The sequence below is a fragment of the Streptomyces sp. NPDC001020 genome (assembly GCF_053599115.1).
This window is the reverse complement of sequence record NZ_JBSFLQ010000037.1, coordinates 65069-83281: the sequence shown is the minus strand read 5'-3', so window position 1 is coordinate 83281 and position 18213 is coordinate 65069. Positions and strand designations below refer to the sequence as shown.

The following is an 18213-nucleotide window of genomic DNA, read 5'->3' as shown; positions in this document are numbered from 1 at the left end:
GGCTGCACACCTACAATCACCACCGCGGACACACCGCGCTCAAGGGCCAACCACCCGCCAGCCGCGTCCACAACCTCACGGGTCAGTACACCTAGGTACCCCTCGTCGGCCCGGGGCCGTCTCTGGGCCGTCCGGTGATGACCAACGTTGACAGGCAACACCGACGGGCGCCGGTGTCAGGGCAGGTAGAAGAGGGTGACACGATAAAGGGGGCCAGGTGACGGGTTGGCCGCATCACTTCCAGAAGAGCTGATCCCCCAGAACAAGCCGGGGGTTACCCACCTGAGCGACGCCGGGCGATGTGCGCTTCAAGGAGACGGACCGCCATCTCGTGCCGCGACTGAAAGGCCAGGTGCATTGGCGTAAGGCCGTCGCGGGAGGGCCGTTCCGGATCAGCGCCGTAGGCAAGCAGCACCGCAGTCGCGGCAGCCTCCAGAGGTTTCCCTGTCTGCACCGATCCCTCGAGCTCACCGTCGATCGCACACAGCAATGGCGTCCAACCGCTGTAGTCATGAATCTCGTCGGGATCAGCGCCGGCATCGAGGAGTCGCGTCAGCTCTCCCAGATCACCGCTCTCCACGGCTTGGTGGAGCGGAGACAAATCGTTCCCGATGTTCTCCACGAAGTTCTTCAGCCAGTCCTCCACACCAGCGGAGCCTATGGCAGAGGGGACGCAGCGGGGAACCACAGCTAGGTTCGCACTCCCGCTCAGGTCAGTGGCTTGCCAGGTCAGCCGGTAAGCGGATACGCCGTCTTCCAAACTGGTGCCATAGGGCGGTGGGGCAGCCCTTGTCAAGACCACGTGCGGCGGCTGACACCAGCGGCTGACACCAACAAGCACGAACAGCAGCGGTCGGCGTCGGACCTCAGTGGACGATCGACCGAGGTGCAGGGTCGGTTGGTCGACGTCGGCGGCCGCCGTGATCGACCTGATAAGGATGAGGCCAGATCTCGAAGCGGGCATTCGGCACGGGCGCGTTCTCGCTGATGGACCGCGCCCGCCAGCTTGACCTGGTCATCAAGACTCCGCCGACCTCGGCACTTCGGCGCCTGGCAGGATGCGGCCCATGACGAAGTACACGTGGCCGAAGGGTGTCGGCGATCCGACGCCGGAGGACATACAACTTGCGTGGCCAGCAACGAAGACAGCCTTGCCGATCGGCACCAGCGTCACAGGCAAGGTCATCGGCCGGCAGCCCTTCGGCGTCTTCGTGCAGATCGACGGCGTCACCGATGCCCTAGGACTGGCAGAGATCTTCGCCGCACCGCCCGGAACCGTCCCTCCCCCACTGGGCTTCCTGATCAGTGGGCATGTGGTCGCGCACGCCGACCACAATTGCCAGGTCAGGCTCAGGCTCAACGACTGGGGCGACGAACGCGCAGTCCTGCCACTGGAACCCAACGAGCGCCTTGCCGACCGTGAGGCCCTGAGCGGCTTTCTGAGGCGTCTTCGGCAGGACTTCGCAGAGAGCGGCACACAGTGGGAGAACCGGACGCTGGACAGCTTCCTGGAGGCGCTGGAAGCGTGGGTTGCCGACGCCCCGAGGTGGTACACGAACCACGGCCAGGAGCTCCCACCTAATGGCGACTGGACGTTCATGGCGCAGGCCCTGAGCGCAGCGCGGTTCTACGAGTGACGCCGTGCCCCCTACGTGTCCGACGGGGAAGCGGTCGGCGGGGACCAGCGGGGAGTCTCGGCGAACGACCCGAGACCCCGCATGTCATCAACTCGGCAGGTCAGGCAGGGTGCGCGTACGCGATCTTCCAAGTTGGTGCTCTGCAGCAGCCCCGCCATGCATGACTCGATGCTTGAGACGCCGTCGGTGAGTAGCACGCCAGAACCCGTCTAGAAGAGGTTGGGCAGGGCAAGTACGAGGGCGAACGAGAGACAGACGCTGAGAATGAACTTCCGCGTTCTGAACGGACGTCGGCGGCCTTTGGCATCTACGAGCTGAGCGACCCAAGCCGCCAGGAGTACGCAGAGCGCCCCTAGTGCGGCGTGCCCAAGATGCCCGCCTTGCAGCGCCCTGGCGAGGTAGAAGATGCCCGCCATCTGAACAGCAGTTGCAAGCGCTACAGATGCGAGGACGATGCCAGCTCTCCGATGGGCTTCCTCCGCCTCTGGTGTAACGATCCTGACTCGCACGTATCGAGGCATCGCTCTCCAAACACGCCCAATCAAAGCAGAGTTGACGACCACCGAGCCTATCGAGGTCCGCACTGAGGAGCTCAACGTGCGCCCGGGAACGCCCAGCACTCGCCTTGCCTGCCGGCGTAAAGACGGCCACGGTCCCTACAGGTTCACACCGCCAGCCGAGGGCGAAGGGGGAGCAGCGTGACGAGTGCGGCGCGCGACTAAACGGCCCGGCACGTTCGAGGGTACTGGCGCCTGGCAAGGCACGGATCGAACTCCTAATGCGGTGGTCACACGGCAGCACCGCCGACGGCAGTGACGGCAGCGCTGAGGGCAACGACGCCGGACGGCAGCAGCGCTCGGCGAACCGGCGCGGTGCCAAAGTAAGACGATCGGATCGCCCCACCAAGGCTTGCCCGCATCTTCTAAGCGCCGGGTCCATCCCGGGTGAGTGTCTAACTGCGTGACAACGCCGCCACACAGCGGCGGACGAGCGCGGACGGCTGTGGACGCTCGCAGCAGGTGAGAGGCCCACCGACCCGTGGTCGGCCACCCGCGCAAGTTCCTTCGGGACGAAGAGGTCATAAATTCAAGTCCCGCCGGCCGACGGCGGAACGCACAGCCGGGAACCTGATCCACCAGAGTGGGTCAGCTCCCTGGCCTGGTTTCCGGTAGCCGCGTGCACTGGACGACGAAGCGCTCCCGCCTGCCGACATCCTGATGAAGGGAGGCGGCGCCCATAACCTGCTCTGACTGCCTGACGCCCCATCAGAACGAGCGTCACGAGCGTCATTTCGGCGTCAAGATATCGCCCGTAACGCCCCCACTGCACATAATGCGCACCGGTTAACTCGCAGGTCAGGCGCCCTTCCCCGCAGGCTCAAGGATCGCCACGCACTCCACATGATGCGTCATCGGAAACAGATCGAACGCCCGCAGCATCCGCACCCGGTACCCACCCTCCCGGAAGTACCCCAGGTCACGCGCCAGCGCCGCCGGGTCGCAGGCCACGTAGGCGATGCGGCGCGCGCCCAGTGACGTCAGGTGTGCCACCGTCTGGCGGCCCGCTCCCGCCCGCGGCGGATCCAGGACGATCAGGTCGACCTCGGTGATGCCGGTGCGCGGGAGGACCGATTCGACCTTGCCCTGTTCGATGCGGACCCGGTCGAAGTCGGCCAGGTTGTGCCGGGCGTCCTCGACCGCGCGCTTGCCGGACTCGATGCCGAGCACGGCGCCCTGGTCGCCGACCCGGTCGGCCAGCGCGCCCGCGAAGAGGCCGACGCCGCAGTACAGGTCCAGCGCCATGTCGCCCTTGCGCGGCAGCAGTCCCTGCATCACCGCCGTCACCAGCGTGTCCGCCGCCTTCGGGTGGACCTGCCAGAAGCCGCCGCCCCCGACCCGGTACGTGCGGCCGTCGGCGCGTTCACGGACAAAGGGGCGGCCGTGGACGCGGTGCACCCCGCCGGACTTCTCGTCGACCCGCAGCACCGACACCGGACGGTCCAGTTCCACCAGGGGCAGCCGAGCGCCCGGCTTGGGCGTCAGGATGACCTGGCGGTCCTGCGAACCCGTCGCCGCAATCGCCTCGACGCAGTCCATGCCCGCCCAGTCGCGCTTCTCGACGCCCAGCTCGCTGACGCCCTCCGCGGCAATCATGCAGTGATCGACCGGCTCCACCTCGTGCGAGCGGTGCCGACGCAGTCCCGCGCGGCCGGAGGCGTCCACCGCGTACTGCACCCGCGTACGCCACTTCGGTACCTCGCCCGCCGGAAGCTTGTCACCCTCGGCCGGTACCACCGTGCCGTCCCAGCCCGCCTCCTCGGGCGTGAGACCCGCGAGGCGCCTCAGCTGCTCGGCAATGACCTCGCCCTTCAGCCGACGCTGGGCGCCCGGCTTGGCGTGCTGCCAGTCGCAGCCGCCGCAGCGGCCGGGGCCGGCGTAGGGGCAGGGCGCGTCGATGCGGTCCTTGGAGGCCTCCAGTACCCGCACCGCGTCCGCACGCAGGAAACGGGCTCCCTCCTCGCCCTCCGTCACCCGCGCCACGACCCGCTCGCCGGGCAGCGCGTGCCGGACGAAGAGGACCTGGCCCTCGTCGGTACGGGCGATGCAGTGACCGCCGTGGGCGACGGGGCCGATCTCGACCTCGTACTCCTCCCCCACCAGCGACTTCTTCGGTTCTGCCTGCATGGCGGGGTGACTCCACAACATCGAGAGGGAACGGCTGGACAACAGCCCACCAGTCTACGTGCTCCCACGCACGTCAGTCCCTGACGGTGGGTTCCTTCGTCCGCTGCTCCGCCGGCCCGCGGCGCACCGCACCCGGCGCGTTCCACTCCTGCCGCCTGCGGGCCCGCTTCTTCGCCGCTTCGGAGGACTGCAGCTGGTACGGCACCGAGGTCACCATGACGCCCGGGGTGAACAGGAGCCGGCCCTTGAGCCGCAGCGCGCTCTGGTTGTGCAGCAGATGTTCGTACCAGTGGCCCACCACGTACTCGGGGATGATCACGGACACGGCGTCCCGCGGGGACTCCCGGCGCAGGCTCTTCACATACTCGATCACCGGGCGGGTGATCTCACGGTAGGGAGAGTCGAGGATCTTCAGCGGTACGCCGATGCCGCGCCGCTCCCACTCGTCCTTCAGGGCCTTCGTCTCCGTAGGGTCGACGTTGACGCTGAGTGCCTCAAGGCTGTCCGAGCGCAGCAACTTGGCGTAGGCCAGGGCACGCAACGTGGGGCGGTGGATCTTGGAGATGAGCACCACCGAGTGGACCCGCGACGGGCGCAGGCTGTCGTCGCTCGGCGTCTCGGGGGCGGCGAGCTCGTCGGAAACGCGGTCGTAGTGCCGGCGGATCGCGGTCATCGTCGCGTAGAAGATGCACATGCCGAGCAGGGCGACCCAGGCGCCGCGCGTGAACTTGGTGACCAGGACGACCACCAGGACCGTGCCGGTGAGGAAGGCACCGAAGGTGTTGATGGCACGCGAGCGCATCATGTGACGGCGCTGGGCCTGGTCCTTCTCGGTGGCCAGATGGCGGTTCCAATGCTTGACCATGCCGATCTGGCTGAGGGTGAAGGACACGAACACGCCGACGATGTACAGCTGGATCAGCCGGGTCGAGTCGGCACCGTAGACAACGGTCAGCAGGATGGCGGCGCCCGCGAGCAGCACGATGCCGTTGGAGAAGGCGAGTCGGTCGCCGCGGGTGTGCAGCTGGCGGGGCAGGTAGCGGTCCTGGGCGAGGATCGAGCCGAGCACCGGGAAGCCGTTGTAGGCGGTGTTCGCGGCCAGGAACAGCACCAGCGCGGTGGCCGCGGCCAGCACGATGAACAGGAAGCTGCCCTTGCCGAACACGGCCTCGGCGACCTGGGAGATCACCGGGTTCTGCACATAGTCCCGGCCGACCGGGACTCCGTTGTGCAGGAGGTTGACAGCCGGGTTGTCCGACATGCGGACCTTGGTCGTCATGGCCAGCGTGATGATTCCGCAGAACATCGTCACGGCCAGAAGGCCGATCATCGCCAGCGTACTCGCCGCGTTCCTGGACTTGGGCTTGCGGAAGGCGGGGACGCCGTTGGAGATCGCCTCGACGCCGGTGAGCGCGGCGCAGCCGGAGGAGAAGGCGCGCAGCAGCAGGAAGACGAGCGCGAAGCCGGCGAGTCCCTGGTGTTCGGCCTTGATGTGGTAGTCGGCCGTCGGCGCCCGCATGGTGTCGCCGAGGACGAGTCCGCGGAAGGCGCCCCAGGCGATCATGATGAAGACGCCGGTGACGAACACGTACGTGGGGATCGCGAAGAGCGCGCCCGACTCCTTCACGCCGCGCAGGTTCATCAGCGTCAGCAGCACGATGACAGCGACCGCGCACAGCACCTTGTGCTGGACGACGAAGGGGACGGCGGAGCCGAGGTTCTCGATGCCGGAGGAGATCGACACGGCAACCGTGAGGACATAGTCGACGAGAAGCGCACTGGCGACGGTCAGGCCTGCCTTGGGGCCGAGGTTGGTGGTCGCCACCTCGTAGTCGCCGCCGCCGCTCGGGTAGGCGTGCACGTTCTGCCGGTAGGAGGCGACCACGGTCAACATCAGCACGGCGACAGCGACCGCTATCCAGGGGCTGAAGTGGTACGCCGACACACCCGCGATGGACAGGACCAGCAGGACCTCGCCGGGCGCGTACGCCACGGAGGACAGCGAGTCGGAAGCAAAGACGGGAAGTGCGATGCGCTTGGGAAGAAGCGTCTCGCCCAGCCGGTCACTGCGCAGTGCGCGCCCGATGAGGATGCGTTTAGGCACGTCGGTCAGTTTGGACACAAGAGAGGATCGTAAGGCTTCGAACTGGGGGTCGCCTCCCTGCTGACAGAGATCTGCCTCACGAGTGAAATCGGAGGGCAATCCGCTGCGGATTCCGCAGGTAAAGAGTTCGGCATGTCTATATGACGAAACCCCCATATCTTTCGCTCAAAACCCCGACTTCCAGCGCCCCACGGAGGTTCCATGCATGTGACCGCGGAGTTCGTCGGCGGCACCGCCGCACTCATCGGCCTCGGAATCCTGACTCTTTCCAGCATCCGCAGCATCAGCCGTCGCTGATCTTGTAACGCCGTCCGGCACGCGGGCACGGGGGGTGCCTCACCGGGACGGTGCGTGTGTAGCTTGGGCGGCGGTCTGAGACCCTGTCGTTGGCGTCCGGACCGAGCCGTGACCACTGACACCGGAAGGACGGTCGTGCACATCGTCATCATGGGCTGCGGGAGAGTGGGATCCGCTCTTGCCCAGACCCTGGAGCAACAGGGGCACACGGTCGCCGTGATCGACCAGGACCCCACCGCCTTCCGGCGACTGGGCTCCGGGTTCGGCGGCCGTCGTGTCACCGGCGTCGGCTTCGACCAGGACACCCTGCGCGAGGCGGGCATCGAGGACGCCGGCGCTTTCGCCGCCGTCTCCAGCGGCGACAACTCGAACATCATCGCCGCACGCGTGGCTCGTGAGATGTTCGGCATCGAGAACGTCGCGGCCCGCATCTACGACCCCCGACGCGCCGAGGTCTACCAGCGACTCGGTATCCCGACCGTCGCCACGGTCCGCTGGACGGCGGACCAGATGCTGCGCCGTCTGCTGCCCTCCGGCGCAGAGCCGCTGTGGCGCGACCCCACCGGCGGAGTCCAGCTGGCCGAGGTGCACACCTCGCCGGAGTGGGTCGGCCACAAGGTCAGCAAGCTGCAGGAGGAGACGGGCGTCCGCGTGGCGTTCCTCACCCGGCTCGGCGAGGCCATGCTGCCCACCTCGCAGACGGTGCTGCAGGAGGGCGACCTGGTGCACGTGATGATGCGGACGGACGACATCGAGAAGGTCGAGGCGGCGTTCGCCGACGGACCCGAAGAGGAGGGCGGTCACTGATGAGGGTCGCCATTGCCGGTGCCGGTGCCGTGGGCCGCTCCATCGCGGGTGAGCTTCTGGAGAACGGGCATGAGGTCCTGCTGATCGACAAGGCGCCGACCGCGATCTCGGTCGAGCGCGTCCCCCAGGCGGAGTGGCTGCTGGCCGACGCCTGCGAGATCACGTCTTTGGACGAGGCGGCGTTGCAGCGCTGCAACGTCGTCATCGCCGCGACGGGCGACGACAAGGTGAACCTGGTCGTGTCGTTGCTGGCGAAGACGGAGTACGGCGTCCCCCGTGTCGTCGCCCGGGTCAACAACCCGAAGAACGAGTGGCTGTTCAACGAGGCGTGGGGCGTGGACGTGGCCGTCTCCACCCCGCGCCTGATGTCGGCCCTGGTCGAGGAGGCGGTGAGTGTGGGCGACCTGGTCCGCCTGCTCCGCTTCAGCCATGGCGACGCGAACCTGGTCGAGCTCACCCTGCCGCCCGAGTCGGCCCTGGCCGGTACGCAGGTCGGTGACGTGGAGTGGCCCGAGGACACGTCCCTGGTGACGATCATCCGCGGTACCCGAGTGCTGACGCCTTCCCAGGAGGACTCCCTGGAGGCGGGCGACGAACTGCTGTTCGTGGCGGCACAGGCGCGGGAGGAGCAGCTGGAGGATCTGCTGTCGGTGCGCACGGCTGATACGGACGGCTGACGGCGGTCGTACTTGAGGGGGGCACCCGGAAGTCTCCGGGTACCCCCCTCAAGCATCTAGGACGCCCGACGATGCCGCCCCGCCGCCTCCTGCTCCTTGGCGGCGGCCTCCTCAGCCTCCATCTCCGCGAACACGTCGATCGGCGCGGGGGCCTTCGCCAGGAAAACCCAGGTGAGCCACACGGCCAGCAGGAACGGCGGGATCTTCAACGCGATAAGGACCCAGCCCAGTTGGGCGGTATTGGCCCACCAGTACAGCGGGAAGAGGATCATGCACTTGGCGAGCAGAATCAATCCCCAGGCCCAACTGGCCTTCGCATAGGCCTTCTTACGGCCGGGGTTGCGCGTGCGCCAGGAGAGGTTCTCCTTGAAGACCGGGCCGAGGATCAGGCCGATCAAAGGGATTCCCGCGAGTGTGGTGATGATGTAAGCCAGGGCCAGGCCCAACGTGTAGAGCATGCCCGGCAGATAGAAGTCCTTCGCGTTGCCGGTCATCATCGCGAAGACCACACCGAACGCCACACCGAAAACACCACTGAAGGCGTGCTTGACGGTGTCCCTCATCGCGAGACGGACCACCACCAGCAACAGCGACACCGCGAGCGCGGCGATCGCCGACCAGTGCAGGTCCTTGTTGATCGTGAAGATGGTGACGAAGAAAAGGCCGGGCACCACGGTCTCGACCATGCCTCGGACTCCGCCGAACGCCTCGAAGAGCGCGGCCTCCGTCACCGCCCGCGAATCCTGCTGGGCGTCTTCGGTCGGCTTCTCGAGTGACGTCACCGGCTACTCCCGTCCGAGTGGTCTGAGTTCGTACTTCGGATTGAACAGCACTCTGCGGCCCCGGCTCATCGCGATCCGGCCCGAAGCGATCAGCTTGCGCCCCGGCTCTATCCCGACGATGGAGCGCCTACCGAGCCACACCACGTCCAGGGCGGCCGAACCGTCGAACAGCTCGGCCTCCAGTGCCGGGACCCCGGCCCGCGGGCGCAGCGTGACCGTGCGCAAGGTACCAGTAACCGTGACGATCTGCCGGTCCTGGCAGTCGCCGATGCGAGTACAGCCCGCGGTCTCGGCGTCCTCCCGTAGCTCCTCCGACTCCAGGTCCTCCTGTGACGAGGACAGCCGGTCGAACATGCGCCGGAATCGGCCCGTCGGCCTTTCGGATCGAGGAACAGCACTCATACCGAAAGCCTACCGGGGTGCGTCGACACGGACGCACCCCCTTGCACCGCACGGCCCACCACCGGCCCGGCCACCGACCACTTGTCCTGCATGTCTCACTTGTCGAAGCGGTACCCCATCCCGGGTTCCGTGATGAAGTGCCTCGGATGCGACGGGTCCGCCTCCAGCTTGCGCCGCAACTGGGCCATGTAGACCCGCAGGTAGTTGGTCTCCGTGCCGTACGACGGCCCCCACACCTCCTGAAGCAACTGCTTCTGGCTGACCAGGCGGCCCGCGTTGCGCACGAGGACCTCCAGCAGGTGCCACTCCGTGGGGGTGAGGCGTACGTCCTTCCCGGCCCGGTTGACCTTCTTCGCGACCAGGTCGATGGCGAACCCCTCGGTCTCCACGATCACGCCGTCCGCGCCGCCCCCGGCCGGCTCGGCCCGGCGCACGGCGGCGCGGAGGCGGGCCAGCAGCTCGTCCATGCCGAAGGGCTTGGTGACATAGTCGTCGGCGCCCGCGTCCAGCGCCTCGACCTTCTCGTCCGAGGAGTGGCGGGCGGACAGCACCAGGATCGGGACCCTGGTCCAGCCACGCAGCCCCCTGATGACCTCGACGCCGTCCATGTCGGGCAGCCCGAGGTCGAGCACCACGACGTCGGGATGTCGGGCGGCGGCGAGCTGGAGCGCGGTCGCCCCGTCGGGGGCCGCGTCGACCTCGTACTTGCGTGCCTTCAGGTTGATCACGAGGGCGCGCACGATTTGCGGCTCGTCGTCGACCACGAGCACCCGGGTCATGTGGTTTGCCTTTCCGGTTCGGCCAGTCGTGCGGAATCGTGTGGGCCCTTCACGGCCCGGAGGGTGAGGACCATCGTGAGCCCACCGCCGGGGGTGTCCTCGGCACTCAAAGTGCCGCCCATGGCCTCGGCGAAGCCGCGGGCGACCGCGAGGCCGAGACCGACGCCGGTGCCGCGCGGGGCGTCGCCGTAGCGCTGGAAGGGCTCGAAGATGCGCTCCTTCGCGTCGTCGGGCACGCCCGGGCCACGGTCGACGACGCGAACCTCCACGCGGGCGGCGAGGGCACTCGCGGAGACCACCACAGGTGATTCCGGGGGGCTGTACTTGACCGCGTTCTCGACGAGGTTGGCGACCGAGCGCTCCAGGAGCCCGGCGTCCACGGCAACCATCGGCAGGGTCTCCGGGATCTCCAGCTCCACGCTGGCCTCAGGCACCCCGCCGAGCGCCATGGGAACCACCTCGTCCAGGTCGATCTCGCGGATCAGCGGCGTCACGGTGCCGGTCTGCAGGCGCGACATGTCGAGCAGGTTGCCGACCAGGTGGTCAAGCCGGTCGGCGCCCTCCTCGATCGCCTCCAGCAGTTCCGCCTGGTCCTCCTCCGACCACGCCACGTCGTCGGAGCGCAGGCTGGAGACAGCCGCCTTGATCGCCGACAGTGGTGTACGCAGATCATGGCTGACGGCCGCCAGCAGCGCGGTACGGATGCGGTTGCCCTCGGCCAGCGCGCGGGCCTGTTCGGCCTCCTCCTGGAGTCGCCGACGGTCCAGGACCACCGCGGCCTGCGCGCCGAAGGCGGCCAGCACCCGGCGGTCGGAGGCGGGCAGGACCCGTCCGGACAGCGCCAGTGCCATGTAGTCACCGACCGGCACGTCGACGTCGGCACCCTCCGGCCGCTCGACGGGCGCACCCGGGCCCACGCTGCCCGCGCAGGTCCACGGGTCGACGTCGCTCGCCCGCTCCAGCAGCGCCACCGACTCCATGCCGAAGGTCTCCCGCACCCGTTCCAGGAGGGCCTCCAGGCTGGTCTCGCCGCGCAGCACGCTGCCCGCCAGGAAGGACAGGATCTCCGACTCGGCGCGCAGCCGGGCCGCCTGGTGAGTGCGCCGGGCGGCCAGGTCCACCACCGACGCCACCGACACCCCCACCCCGACGAAGATCGCGATGGCGACCATGTTCTTCGGATCGGCGATGGTCAGCCGGTGCAGCGGAGGCGTGTAGAAGTAGTTCAGCAGCAGTGAGCCGAAGGCCGCCGAGGCGAGCGCCGGCAGGAGCCCGCCGAGCAGGGCCGCTGCAACGGTCAGCGCCAGAAACAGCAGCATGTCGTTGGCGAGGCCCAGATGCACCGCGTTCAGCAGCAGCGCGAGGACTATCGGCCCGGCCACGCCGACCAGCCAGCCCGCGATGATGCGCGAGCGGCCGAGGCGTGCGCCACGGGCCACCGGCAGGCCACGCCCCTTGGCGGCCTCCTCGTGGGTGACGATGTGCACGTCGAGGTCGGGACCCGACTCCCGGGCGACCGTGGCGCCGACGCCCGGACCGAAGACGTACTGCCAGGCCTTGCGGCGCGAGGAACCGAGCACGATCTGGGTGGCGTTCACTCCGCGCGCGAAGTCGAGGAGTGCCGCGGGGATGTCGTCGCCGACCACGTGGTGGAAGGTGCCTCCGAGGTCCTCGACCAGGGTGCGCTGGAGGGCGAGTTCCTTGGGCGAGGCCGAGGTCAGGCCGTCGCTGCGCGCGATGTAGACGGCCATGACCTCGCCGCCTGCGCCCTTCTCCGCCAGTCGTGCGGCCCGGCGGATCAGGGTCCGCCCCTCGGGGCCGCCGGTCAGCCCGACGACGATCCGTTCCCGCGACCCCCAGATCGTCGACACCTTGTGCTGGCTGCGGTACTCGTTCAGGTACTCGTCGACCCGGTCGGCGACCCAGAGGAGGGCCAGCTCCCGCAGCGCGGTCAGATTCCCCGGCCGGAAGTAGTTCGACAGGGCCGCGTCGACCTTGTCGGGCGTGTAGATGTTGCCGTGCGCCATGCGCCGGCGCAGCGCCTGGGGCGACATGTCCACCAGCTCGATCTGGTCCGCGCGGCGCACCACCTCGTCGGGGAGGGTCTCGCGCTGCCGTACGCCGGTTATCGACTCCACGACGTCGCCGAGCGACTCCAGGTGCTGGATGTTGACGGTCGAGACCACGTCGATTCCGGTCGCCAGCAGTTCCTCGACGTCCTGCCAGCGCTTGGCGTTGCGGGAGCCGGGCACGTTGGTGTGGGCGAGTTCGTCCACCAGGGCGACGGCGGGGGCGCGACGCAGCACGGCGTCCACGTCCATCTCGGTGAAGACACTCCCGCGGTACTCCAGTTCTCTCCGCGGGACCTGCTCCAGGCCGTGGAGCATCACCTCGGTGCGGGGCCGGTCGTGATGCTCCACGAAGCCGATCACGCAGTCGGTGCCCCGTTCGACCCGGCGGTGCCCCTCGGACAGCATCGCGTACGTCTTGCCCACGCCCGGTGCCGCACCCAGGTATATCCGAAGCTTGCCGCGTCCCATGGCCTCATTGTCTTCCCGTCACAGCTGAGTACGCCGCGTCGACCTTACGGCCAATAATCACGGCAAAAGGGGTGGGGAGCGCGTCCCGGAGCGTCTTTGACGGAACTCTGATGCAAGCGGCGGCGCGAACCCGCTCGCTCGTCAGAAGGCCGCGCAGGAAACAAGAGAAACAAGAGGCTGCGCACGAAACAGCGAAAAAGGCCGCACCCCTCGTCGAGTGGTGCGGCCTGCTCGGCGTTTCGGCCCTCGGGCTGTCAGCGGACCTCGGTGATCTCGGGTCCGCGCTGCAGCTGGCCCATGCCGCCGGAGAAGCGCGAGGCGCCCTCCTCCTGCTGCACGCCCTCGGGCACCATCTGCGCGTCGTTCGGCAGCTTCAGGACGATCGGGTCGCGCGGCGCCATGGGGCCGTCGCCCCGGACCACGACCGTGTCGCGGAAGATCTGCTCCAGCAGGCCCGCGGCCTGCGGCTGCACGGCGCCCTGTCCGGAGATCACGCCCCGCAGGAACCAGCGGGGACCGTCCACACCGACGAACCGCACGACCTGGAAACCGCCCGTGCCGTCCGGCAGCTGTACAGGTACCTGCGCGCGCAGCTCCCAGCCCAGCGGACCCTCGACCTCGTCGACGATGCCGCCCTGCTGGGTGATACCACTGGCGATCTCCTCGCGGACCTCGCCCCAGATGCCCTCGCGCTTGGGGGCGGCGAATCCCTGCAGCTGGATGGCGCTGTCGCTCAGCACGACGGTCGCCGCGACGATCGCGTCGCCCGCGACCTCCACCCTCAGCTCCATGCCTTCGACCCCGGGCACGAACAGGCCACCCAGGTCCACCCGACCCTCAGCGGGCTCACGGACCTCGGAGCTGTCCCAGGGACCATCGGGCCGCGGCTCCGGTTCGAGCCTCACGCGCTCGCGCTCGGCCCCTTCGTTCGCCTCAGTGTCGACACCGTCGACGACCTGCTCGGCCTCGCGGGCCGCGTCGTCGGCGGCATCCTTCTTGTTGCGACGTCCGAACACGTCACTGTCCTTCCCGGTCGGATACGACCGAAGCGTATCGATTCCCACCCGTTGTGCCGCCCACCGCGGCATGACCGCCGGTGGACCCGAAGCCCCCCTCGGCCCGAGCCGAGTCGGGAAGTTCCGCGACCTCCTGGAAGCGGACCCTCTCGACCTGCTGGACGACCAGTTGGGCAATCCGGTCGAAGCGCTCGAACCGCACGGGTTCGCACGGGTCGAGATTCACCACGATCACCTTGATCTCCCCACGGTACCCGGCATCAACCGTCCCCGGGGCATTCACGAGGGCGACACCGCAGCGCGCGGCAAGACCGGAACGCGGATGCACGAAGGCCGCGTACCCCTCCGGGAGCGCTATAGACACGCCCGTGGGCAGCACGGCCCGCTCACCGGGCCGCAGCTCACAGCTTTCGGTGGTGCGCAGATCGGCTCCCGCGTCGCCGGGATGCGCGTACTCCGGGAGCGGTACGTCCGGGTCGACGCGGCGGATCAGCACGTTCAGGGGGGCACGGGTCACGGGTTCACCTCGAAGGCACGAGCACGCCGGAGCTGGTCCGGGTCGTCCATCGCCGCCTTGATCTCCTGGGGGCGGCCGTTGTCTATGAAATGGTCCACCTTCACCTCGATGAAGAGGGCCTCCGCGCGGACGGCGACAGGTCCGTCGGGGCCCCCGATGCGTCCGGTCGCCCTCGAATAGATCTTCCGCCCCGCGACCGCCGTGACCTCCGCCTCCAGATACAGGACGGTACCGACGGGCACGGGCCGTACGAAGTCGGTCTCCAGGCGGCCGGTCACCGCGATGGTGCGCAACAGCCAGTTCAGGGAGCCGAGGGTCTCGTCGAGGGCGGTGGTGAGGACCCCGCCGTGGGCGAGGCCGGGCGCGCCCTGGTGGGCGGGCTGCACGGTGAACTCTGCGGTCAGGGTCACACCCTCGCCGGCCCGCGCCTGCAGGTGCAGTCCGTGGGGCTGCTCGCCCCCGCACCCGAAACACTGTTCGTAGTGCGCGCCGAGCAGCTCGCCCGGGGCGGGCGCGTCGGGGTGGCGTATGGGCGCCAGGGCGTCGGCGGGGGGCATCAGAGCTGCGGAAGTACCACTCACAGCCGCAGACCTTACCCGCGCGTGAACGTGGTCCCGACATCGTGCCAAGCTTGGCCTCATGCAGCTCTCCGCGTCGCCGTACGAAGAACGCCTCACCGCGCCCCGCACCTGGTGGCTGATGTGCCTCCTGATCGGCATCGCGATGGCCCTGATCCTCGTTCCCTTCGGCACGCTGCCCTTGCTGGGCGGACTGGTCGGCGGCACCGCGATCTCGGCGATGGTGGCCAGCTCGTACGGCTCCGTCCGTATCCGTGTGGTGGGCGACTCGCTGATCGCGGGCGAAGCGAAGGTTCCGGTGTCGGCCCTCGGCGACGTGGAGGTTCTGGACCGGGAGGAGGCCCGCGCCTGGCGCTCCTACAAGGCGAACCCGCGCGCCTTCATGCTCCTGCGCGCCTACATCCCGACGGCCCTCAAGGTCGAGGTCACCGACCCGGCGGACCCGACGCCGTACCTGTACCTGTCGACGAGGGAACCGGCGCGTCTGGCGGCCGCGCTCGAGGCGGCTCGCGCGAAGGCATAGCAGAGCGGCAGGGACCAGGCGCTGTCGCCGCGGTCAGAAGCCGGGCTCCAGAGGATGCTCCGGCTTCTCCAGCGGCGGCAGCTCGGGCAGTTCGTCCCATGGCACCTGCACCCGCCGCAGGTCCTTCCGGATCCGCTCGGCGAGCCGTCTGGTGTCCCGCCGGTTCATGACCGCCCCCACCGCGGCCCCGACCATGAACGGCATCAGGTTCGGCATGTCCCGCACCATCCGTTTCATGATCTGCTGCCGCAGCCCCCGCTTCATCTGCCCGCCCAGGGCCATGTCGATCGTCGCCGGTTTGGTCACCTTGATCCCGCGTTCGCCGGACCATGACTTCAGATACGCGGTACTGCGCTGAGGGAGGTTCCCGGCCGGTCGCACGCCGTACACCTCGTGCAGTTCGGCGATGAGCTTCAGCTCGACCGCCGCGACCCCGGTGATCTCCGTGGCCAGTTCGGTCGGCATGGCAGGCGGCATGGGCAGCATCGCCGCGGCCCCGACCGTGGCCCCGACCATGGCCGTCGCCCCCGTCGCGCCCGCGACGAGCTTGTCCGCGAGTTCCTCGGGCCCGAGGCCGGGGAACTGTGTGCGGAGAGTCGCCAGGTCTCGTACGGGGATCCGCGGGGTCAGCTCGATGATGCGGTCGGTGAGGTACGCCAGCCCCGCTCTGGCACGGCTGCCGCCCCTGCGGACGCCCTCCCGGATTCCGTCCCGGACGGCGGCCGCACGGCGCCGTGCGACAGGTGCGGGCGGACCCGCCGGCACCTTCGGCCCCACAGGGGCCGTGGGCGCGTGTGCTGGTTCGAGCGAGGCTGCTCCCGTATCGGAAGAGCCTCGCTCGTCGTCACGCGCGCCGTAAGAGCCGTCACGCGGCTCGTGGTCCGCTCCCCTGCGCGGGAAGCGGCGCTTCCAAGGTGGGGTCGAGCCAGTCACGGCCGACCCCGCCTCAGTCGCAGTCGCGGCAGATCGGCTGCCCGTTCTTCTCCCGGGCCAGCTGGCTGCGGTGGTGCACCAGGAAGCAGCTCATGCAGGTGAACTCGTCCTGCTGCTTCGGCAGCACCCGGACGGCCAACTCCTCGTTCGAGAGGTCGGCGCCCGGGAGCTCCAGGCCCTCGGCTGCCTCGAACTCGTCGACATCGACAGCGGAGGCGGACTTGTCGTTCCGCCGAGCCTTCAGCTCCTCAAGGCTGTCGGAGTCGACATCGTCGTCGGTCTTGCGTGGAGTGTCGTAATCGGTTGCCATTTCGCTCTCCCCCTCTGGGTGTCTGCGGGTGTCTCCAGCGCACGTAACGCGTGAGAGGCCGGACTTGTGCCCGCCTCGAGGCGGAGATTTTGCCTCACATCAAGGTCTGTTACTCAATCGACACCCAACCGGACTCCTCAAGAGTGATCGGGTTGGATGGCGAACCGGACCGTACACGGTCCCCATGCCGCTTTTCAAAAGGCATCTCATCGTGTACTTCCCGTGATCAAGCACCCGGAAAACCCGGATTTTCCCGGCGTTTGGGACCATGTTCGATCACAGAGGGTGGATGGCCGGAATCACACCCTTGTGATCGATCACACATGGGTCGGCCTTGTCCGCAACCCGGAAATTCCGCGCAGAGCGGACATAGCGCCGGGTCGTGGCATCTCCTCAGAGAGGCAGCGTAACTCGCATCACGAGTCCACCCCCCTCACGAGGCTGCGCGGTGATGTGGCCGCCGTGGGCGCGCGCCACGGACCTCACGATGGACAGGCCGAGGCCGACACCCTTGTCGCTGCCCGTTCGCTCGTTACGCAGCCGTGTGAAGGGCTCGAAAAGGTTGTCGATCTCGTATGCGGGGACCACCGGGCCGGTGTTCGTGACCAGCAGGACCGCCTGGTCGTGCTGGACCTCGGTCGTCACCTCGACCCAGCCGCCCTCCGGGACGTTGTAGCGCACCGCGTTCTGGACGAGGTTCAGAGCGATCCGCTCCAACAGGACGCCATTGCCCTGGACCACCGCCGCAGAGCGTTCGCCACGGATCTCGACCCCCTTGGCCTCCGCCTCGGCGTGCACCTGGTCGACGGCCTGGGAGGCGACCTCGGCGAGGTCGACGGGCTTGCGCTCGACGATCTGGTTGTCGCTGCGGGCGAGCAGCAGCAACCCCTCCACGAGCTGCTCACTGCGCTCGTTGGTGGCCAGCAGCGTCTTGCCGAGCTGCTGCAGCTCGATGGGAGCTCCCGGGTCGGAGAGGTGCACCTCCAGGAGCGTTCGGTTGATCGCGAGGGGGGTGCGCAGCTCGTGCGAGGCGTTGCCGACGAACCGCTGCTGGGCCGTGAAGGCCCGCTGCAGCCGCTCCAGCATGTCGTCGAAGGTGTCCGCAAGCTCCTTCAGTTCGTCGTCCGGGCCGTCCAGCTCGATGCGGCGGGACAGGTCCGAGCTGGCCACCGCGCGCGCCGTGCGAGTGATCCGGCCCAGCGGTGACAGCACGCGCCCGGCCATCGCGTACCCGAAGGCGAAGGCGATCACCGCGAGCCCGAGCAGGGCCAGCAGCGAGCGGCTGAGCAGGTTGTCCAGCGCGTGCTGGCGCCGCTCGTTCACACAGGCGCTCAGCGCGTCGTTGAGCTCGCTCGCCGACAGGCGCTGCGGGAAGTTACAGCTGTCGCTGGTCACCTGCCCGTAGGTGATCTTGAACGGCAGTTCGCTGCCCACGTTGAGCGCATGTGCCGCGAACAGGTAGATGATCGACAGCAGCAGGATGCCCGCGATCAGGAACATGCCGCCGTACAACAGCGTGAGCCGTATACGGATGGTCGGGCGCAGCCACGGGAACGGGGGTTCGGTCCTGCGGGGGGCCCAGGTGGGCTTGGGTGGCGCCGTGGGCGGTGCTGGGGTCGTGGCCACA

General features: G+C 68.5%; 17 protein-coding genes. 4 read left to right on the top strand and 13 right to left on the bottom strand.

Annotated features, from left to right (window positions below; translation table 11 throughout):
- Positions 1 to 274: 274 nt before the first annotated feature.
- Positions 275 to 646 (bottom strand): ankyrin repeat domain-containing protein, encoded by a 372-nt coding sequence (locus tag ACWDEX_RS29110; RefSeq protein WP_450467258.1) that lies wholly within the window; start codon positions 644 to 646, stop codon positions 275 to 277.
- Positions 647 to 1067: 421 nt separating this feature from the next.
- Between ACWDEX_RS29110 and ACWDEX_RS29105 the strand changes: the two genes are divergently transcribed.
- A complete protein-coding gene (locus ACWDEX_RS29105; RefSeq protein WP_450467257.1) occupies positions 1068 to 1637 on the top strand; it encodes a DUF7660 family protein in 570 nt (189 codons plus the stop codon).
- A 1355-nt stretch (positions 1638 to 2992) separates the two neighbouring features.
- On the opposite strand, the gene ACWDEX_RS29100 is transcribed toward ACWDEX_RS29105, so the two are convergent.
- Positions 2993 to 4321 (bottom strand): class I SAM-dependent RNA methyltransferase, encoded by a 1329-nt coding sequence (locus ACWDEX_RS29100; RefSeq protein ID WP_450467256.1) that lies wholly within the window; start codon positions 4319 to 4321, stop codon positions 2993 to 2995.
- A 73-nt stretch (positions 4322 to 4394) separates the two neighbouring features.
- The gene (locus ACWDEX_RS29095) at positions 4395 to 6443 is read right to left on the bottom strand and encodes an APC family permease (RefSeq protein WP_450467255.1); all 2049 of its coding nucleotides are present in this window, start codon (positions 6441 to 6443) and stop codon (positions 4395 to 4397) included.
- 414 nt (positions 6444 to 6857) lie between these two features.
- Between ACWDEX_RS29095 and ACWDEX_RS29090 the strand changes: the two genes are divergently transcribed.
- Both ACWDEX_RS29090 and ACWDEX_RS29085 read left to right on the top strand, forming a co-directional pair.
- A complete protein-coding gene (locus tag ACWDEX_RS29090; RefSeq protein WP_450467261.1) occupies positions 6858 to 7529 on the top strand; it encodes an NAD-binding protein in 672 nt (223 codons plus the stop codon).
- Positions 7529 to 8206, top strand: a complete 678-nt coding sequence (locus ACWDEX_RS29085; RefSeq protein WP_450467254.1) for a potassium channel family protein — start codon at positions 7529 to 7531, stop codon at positions 8204 to 8206. The genes ACWDEX_RS29090 and ACWDEX_RS29085 overlap by 1 nt, the downstream gene beginning before the upstream one ends.
- 56 nt (positions 8207 to 8262) lie before the next feature.
- Here ACWDEX_RS29085 and ACWDEX_RS29080 read toward each other — a convergent pair whose 3' ends face one another.
- The 7 genes from ACWDEX_RS29080 to ACWDEX_RS29050 all read right to left on the bottom strand — a co-directional run bounded on the left by ACWDEX_RS29080 (position 8263) and on the right by ACWDEX_RS29050 (position 14823).
- Positions 8263 to 8988, bottom strand: a complete 726-nt coding sequence (locus ACWDEX_RS29080) for a DUF3159 domain-containing protein (protein WP_450467253.1) — start codon at positions 8986 to 8988, stop codon at positions 8263 to 8265.
- Positions 8989 to 8991: 3 nt separating this feature from the next.
- Positions 8992 to 9390 carry an OB-fold nucleic acid binding domain-containing protein gene (locus ACWDEX_RS29075; RefSeq protein WP_450467252.1) on the bottom strand — a complete coding sequence of 133 codons (399 nt, stop codon included), beginning with the start codon at positions 9388 to 9390 and terminating at the stop codon, positions 8992 to 8994.
- Between the two features lie 95 nt (positions 9391 to 9485).
- Positions 9486 to 10169, bottom strand: coding sequence for a response regulator (locus ACWDEX_RS29070; protein WP_450467250.1), 684 nt, complete (start codon positions 10167 to 10169; stop codon positions 9486 to 9488).
- Positions 10166 to 12709, bottom strand: coding sequence for an ATP-binding protein (locus tag ACWDEX_RS29065; RefSeq protein ID WP_450467248.1), 2544 nt, complete (start codon positions 12707 to 12709; stop codon positions 10166 to 10168). Before ACWDEX_RS29065 ends, ACWDEX_RS29070 begins: the two co-directional genes overlap by 4 nt.
- A 254-nt stretch (positions 12710 to 12963) precedes the next feature.
- On the bottom strand, positions 12964 to 13725 hold the full coding sequence (locus tag ACWDEX_RS29060) for a DUF3710 domain-containing protein (protein ID WP_450467247.1): 762 nt from the start codon (positions 13723 to 13725) through the stop codon (positions 12964 to 12966).
- Position 13726: 1 nt separating this feature from the next.
- Entirely contained in the window at positions 13727 to 14242 is a 516-nt protein-coding gene (gene dut / locus ACWDEX_RS29055) for a dUTP diphosphatase (RefSeq protein ID WP_450467246.1), read from the bottom strand.
- Complete coding sequence (locus ACWDEX_RS29050) at positions 14239 to 14823, bottom strand: PaaI family thioesterase (protein ID WP_450467244.1); 585 nt, start codon at positions 14821 to 14823, stop codon at positions 14239 to 14241. The genes dut and ACWDEX_RS29050 overlap by 4 nt, the downstream gene beginning before the upstream one ends.
- Positions 14824 to 14881: 58 nt before the next feature.
- On the opposite strand from ACWDEX_RS29050, the gene ACWDEX_RS29045 reads away from it, so the two are divergent.
- The gene (locus tag ACWDEX_RS29045; protein ID WP_450467243.1) at positions 14882 to 15343 is read left to right on the top strand and encodes a DUF3093 domain-containing protein; all 462 of its coding nucleotides are present in this window, start codon (positions 14882 to 14884) and stop codon (positions 15341 to 15343) included.
- Positions 15344 to 15376: 33 nt separating this feature from the next.
- On the opposite strand, the gene ACWDEX_RS29040 is transcribed toward ACWDEX_RS29045, so the two are convergent.
- The 3 genes from ACWDEX_RS29040 to ACWDEX_RS29030 form a co-directional block, all read right to left on the bottom strand.
- The gene (locus ACWDEX_RS29040) at positions 15377 to 16276 is read right to left on the bottom strand and encodes a hypothetical protein (RefSeq protein WP_450467241.1); all 900 of its coding nucleotides are present in this window, start codon (positions 16274 to 16276) and stop codon (positions 15377 to 15379) included.
- 13 nt (positions 16277 to 16289) lie between these two features.
- Complete coding sequence (locus ACWDEX_RS29035; protein ID WP_003993510.1) at positions 16290 to 16586, bottom strand: DUF4193 domain-containing protein; 297 nt, start codon at positions 16584 to 16586, stop codon at positions 16290 to 16292.
- Between the two features lie 393 nt (positions 16587 to 16979).
- The gene (locus tag ACWDEX_RS29030; protein ID WP_450467239.1) at positions 16980 to 18212 is read right to left on the bottom strand and encodes a sensor histidine kinase; all 1233 of its coding nucleotides are present in this window, start codon (positions 18210 to 18212) and stop codon (positions 16980 to 16982) included.
- Between the last annotated feature and the right edge of the window lies 1 nt (position 18213).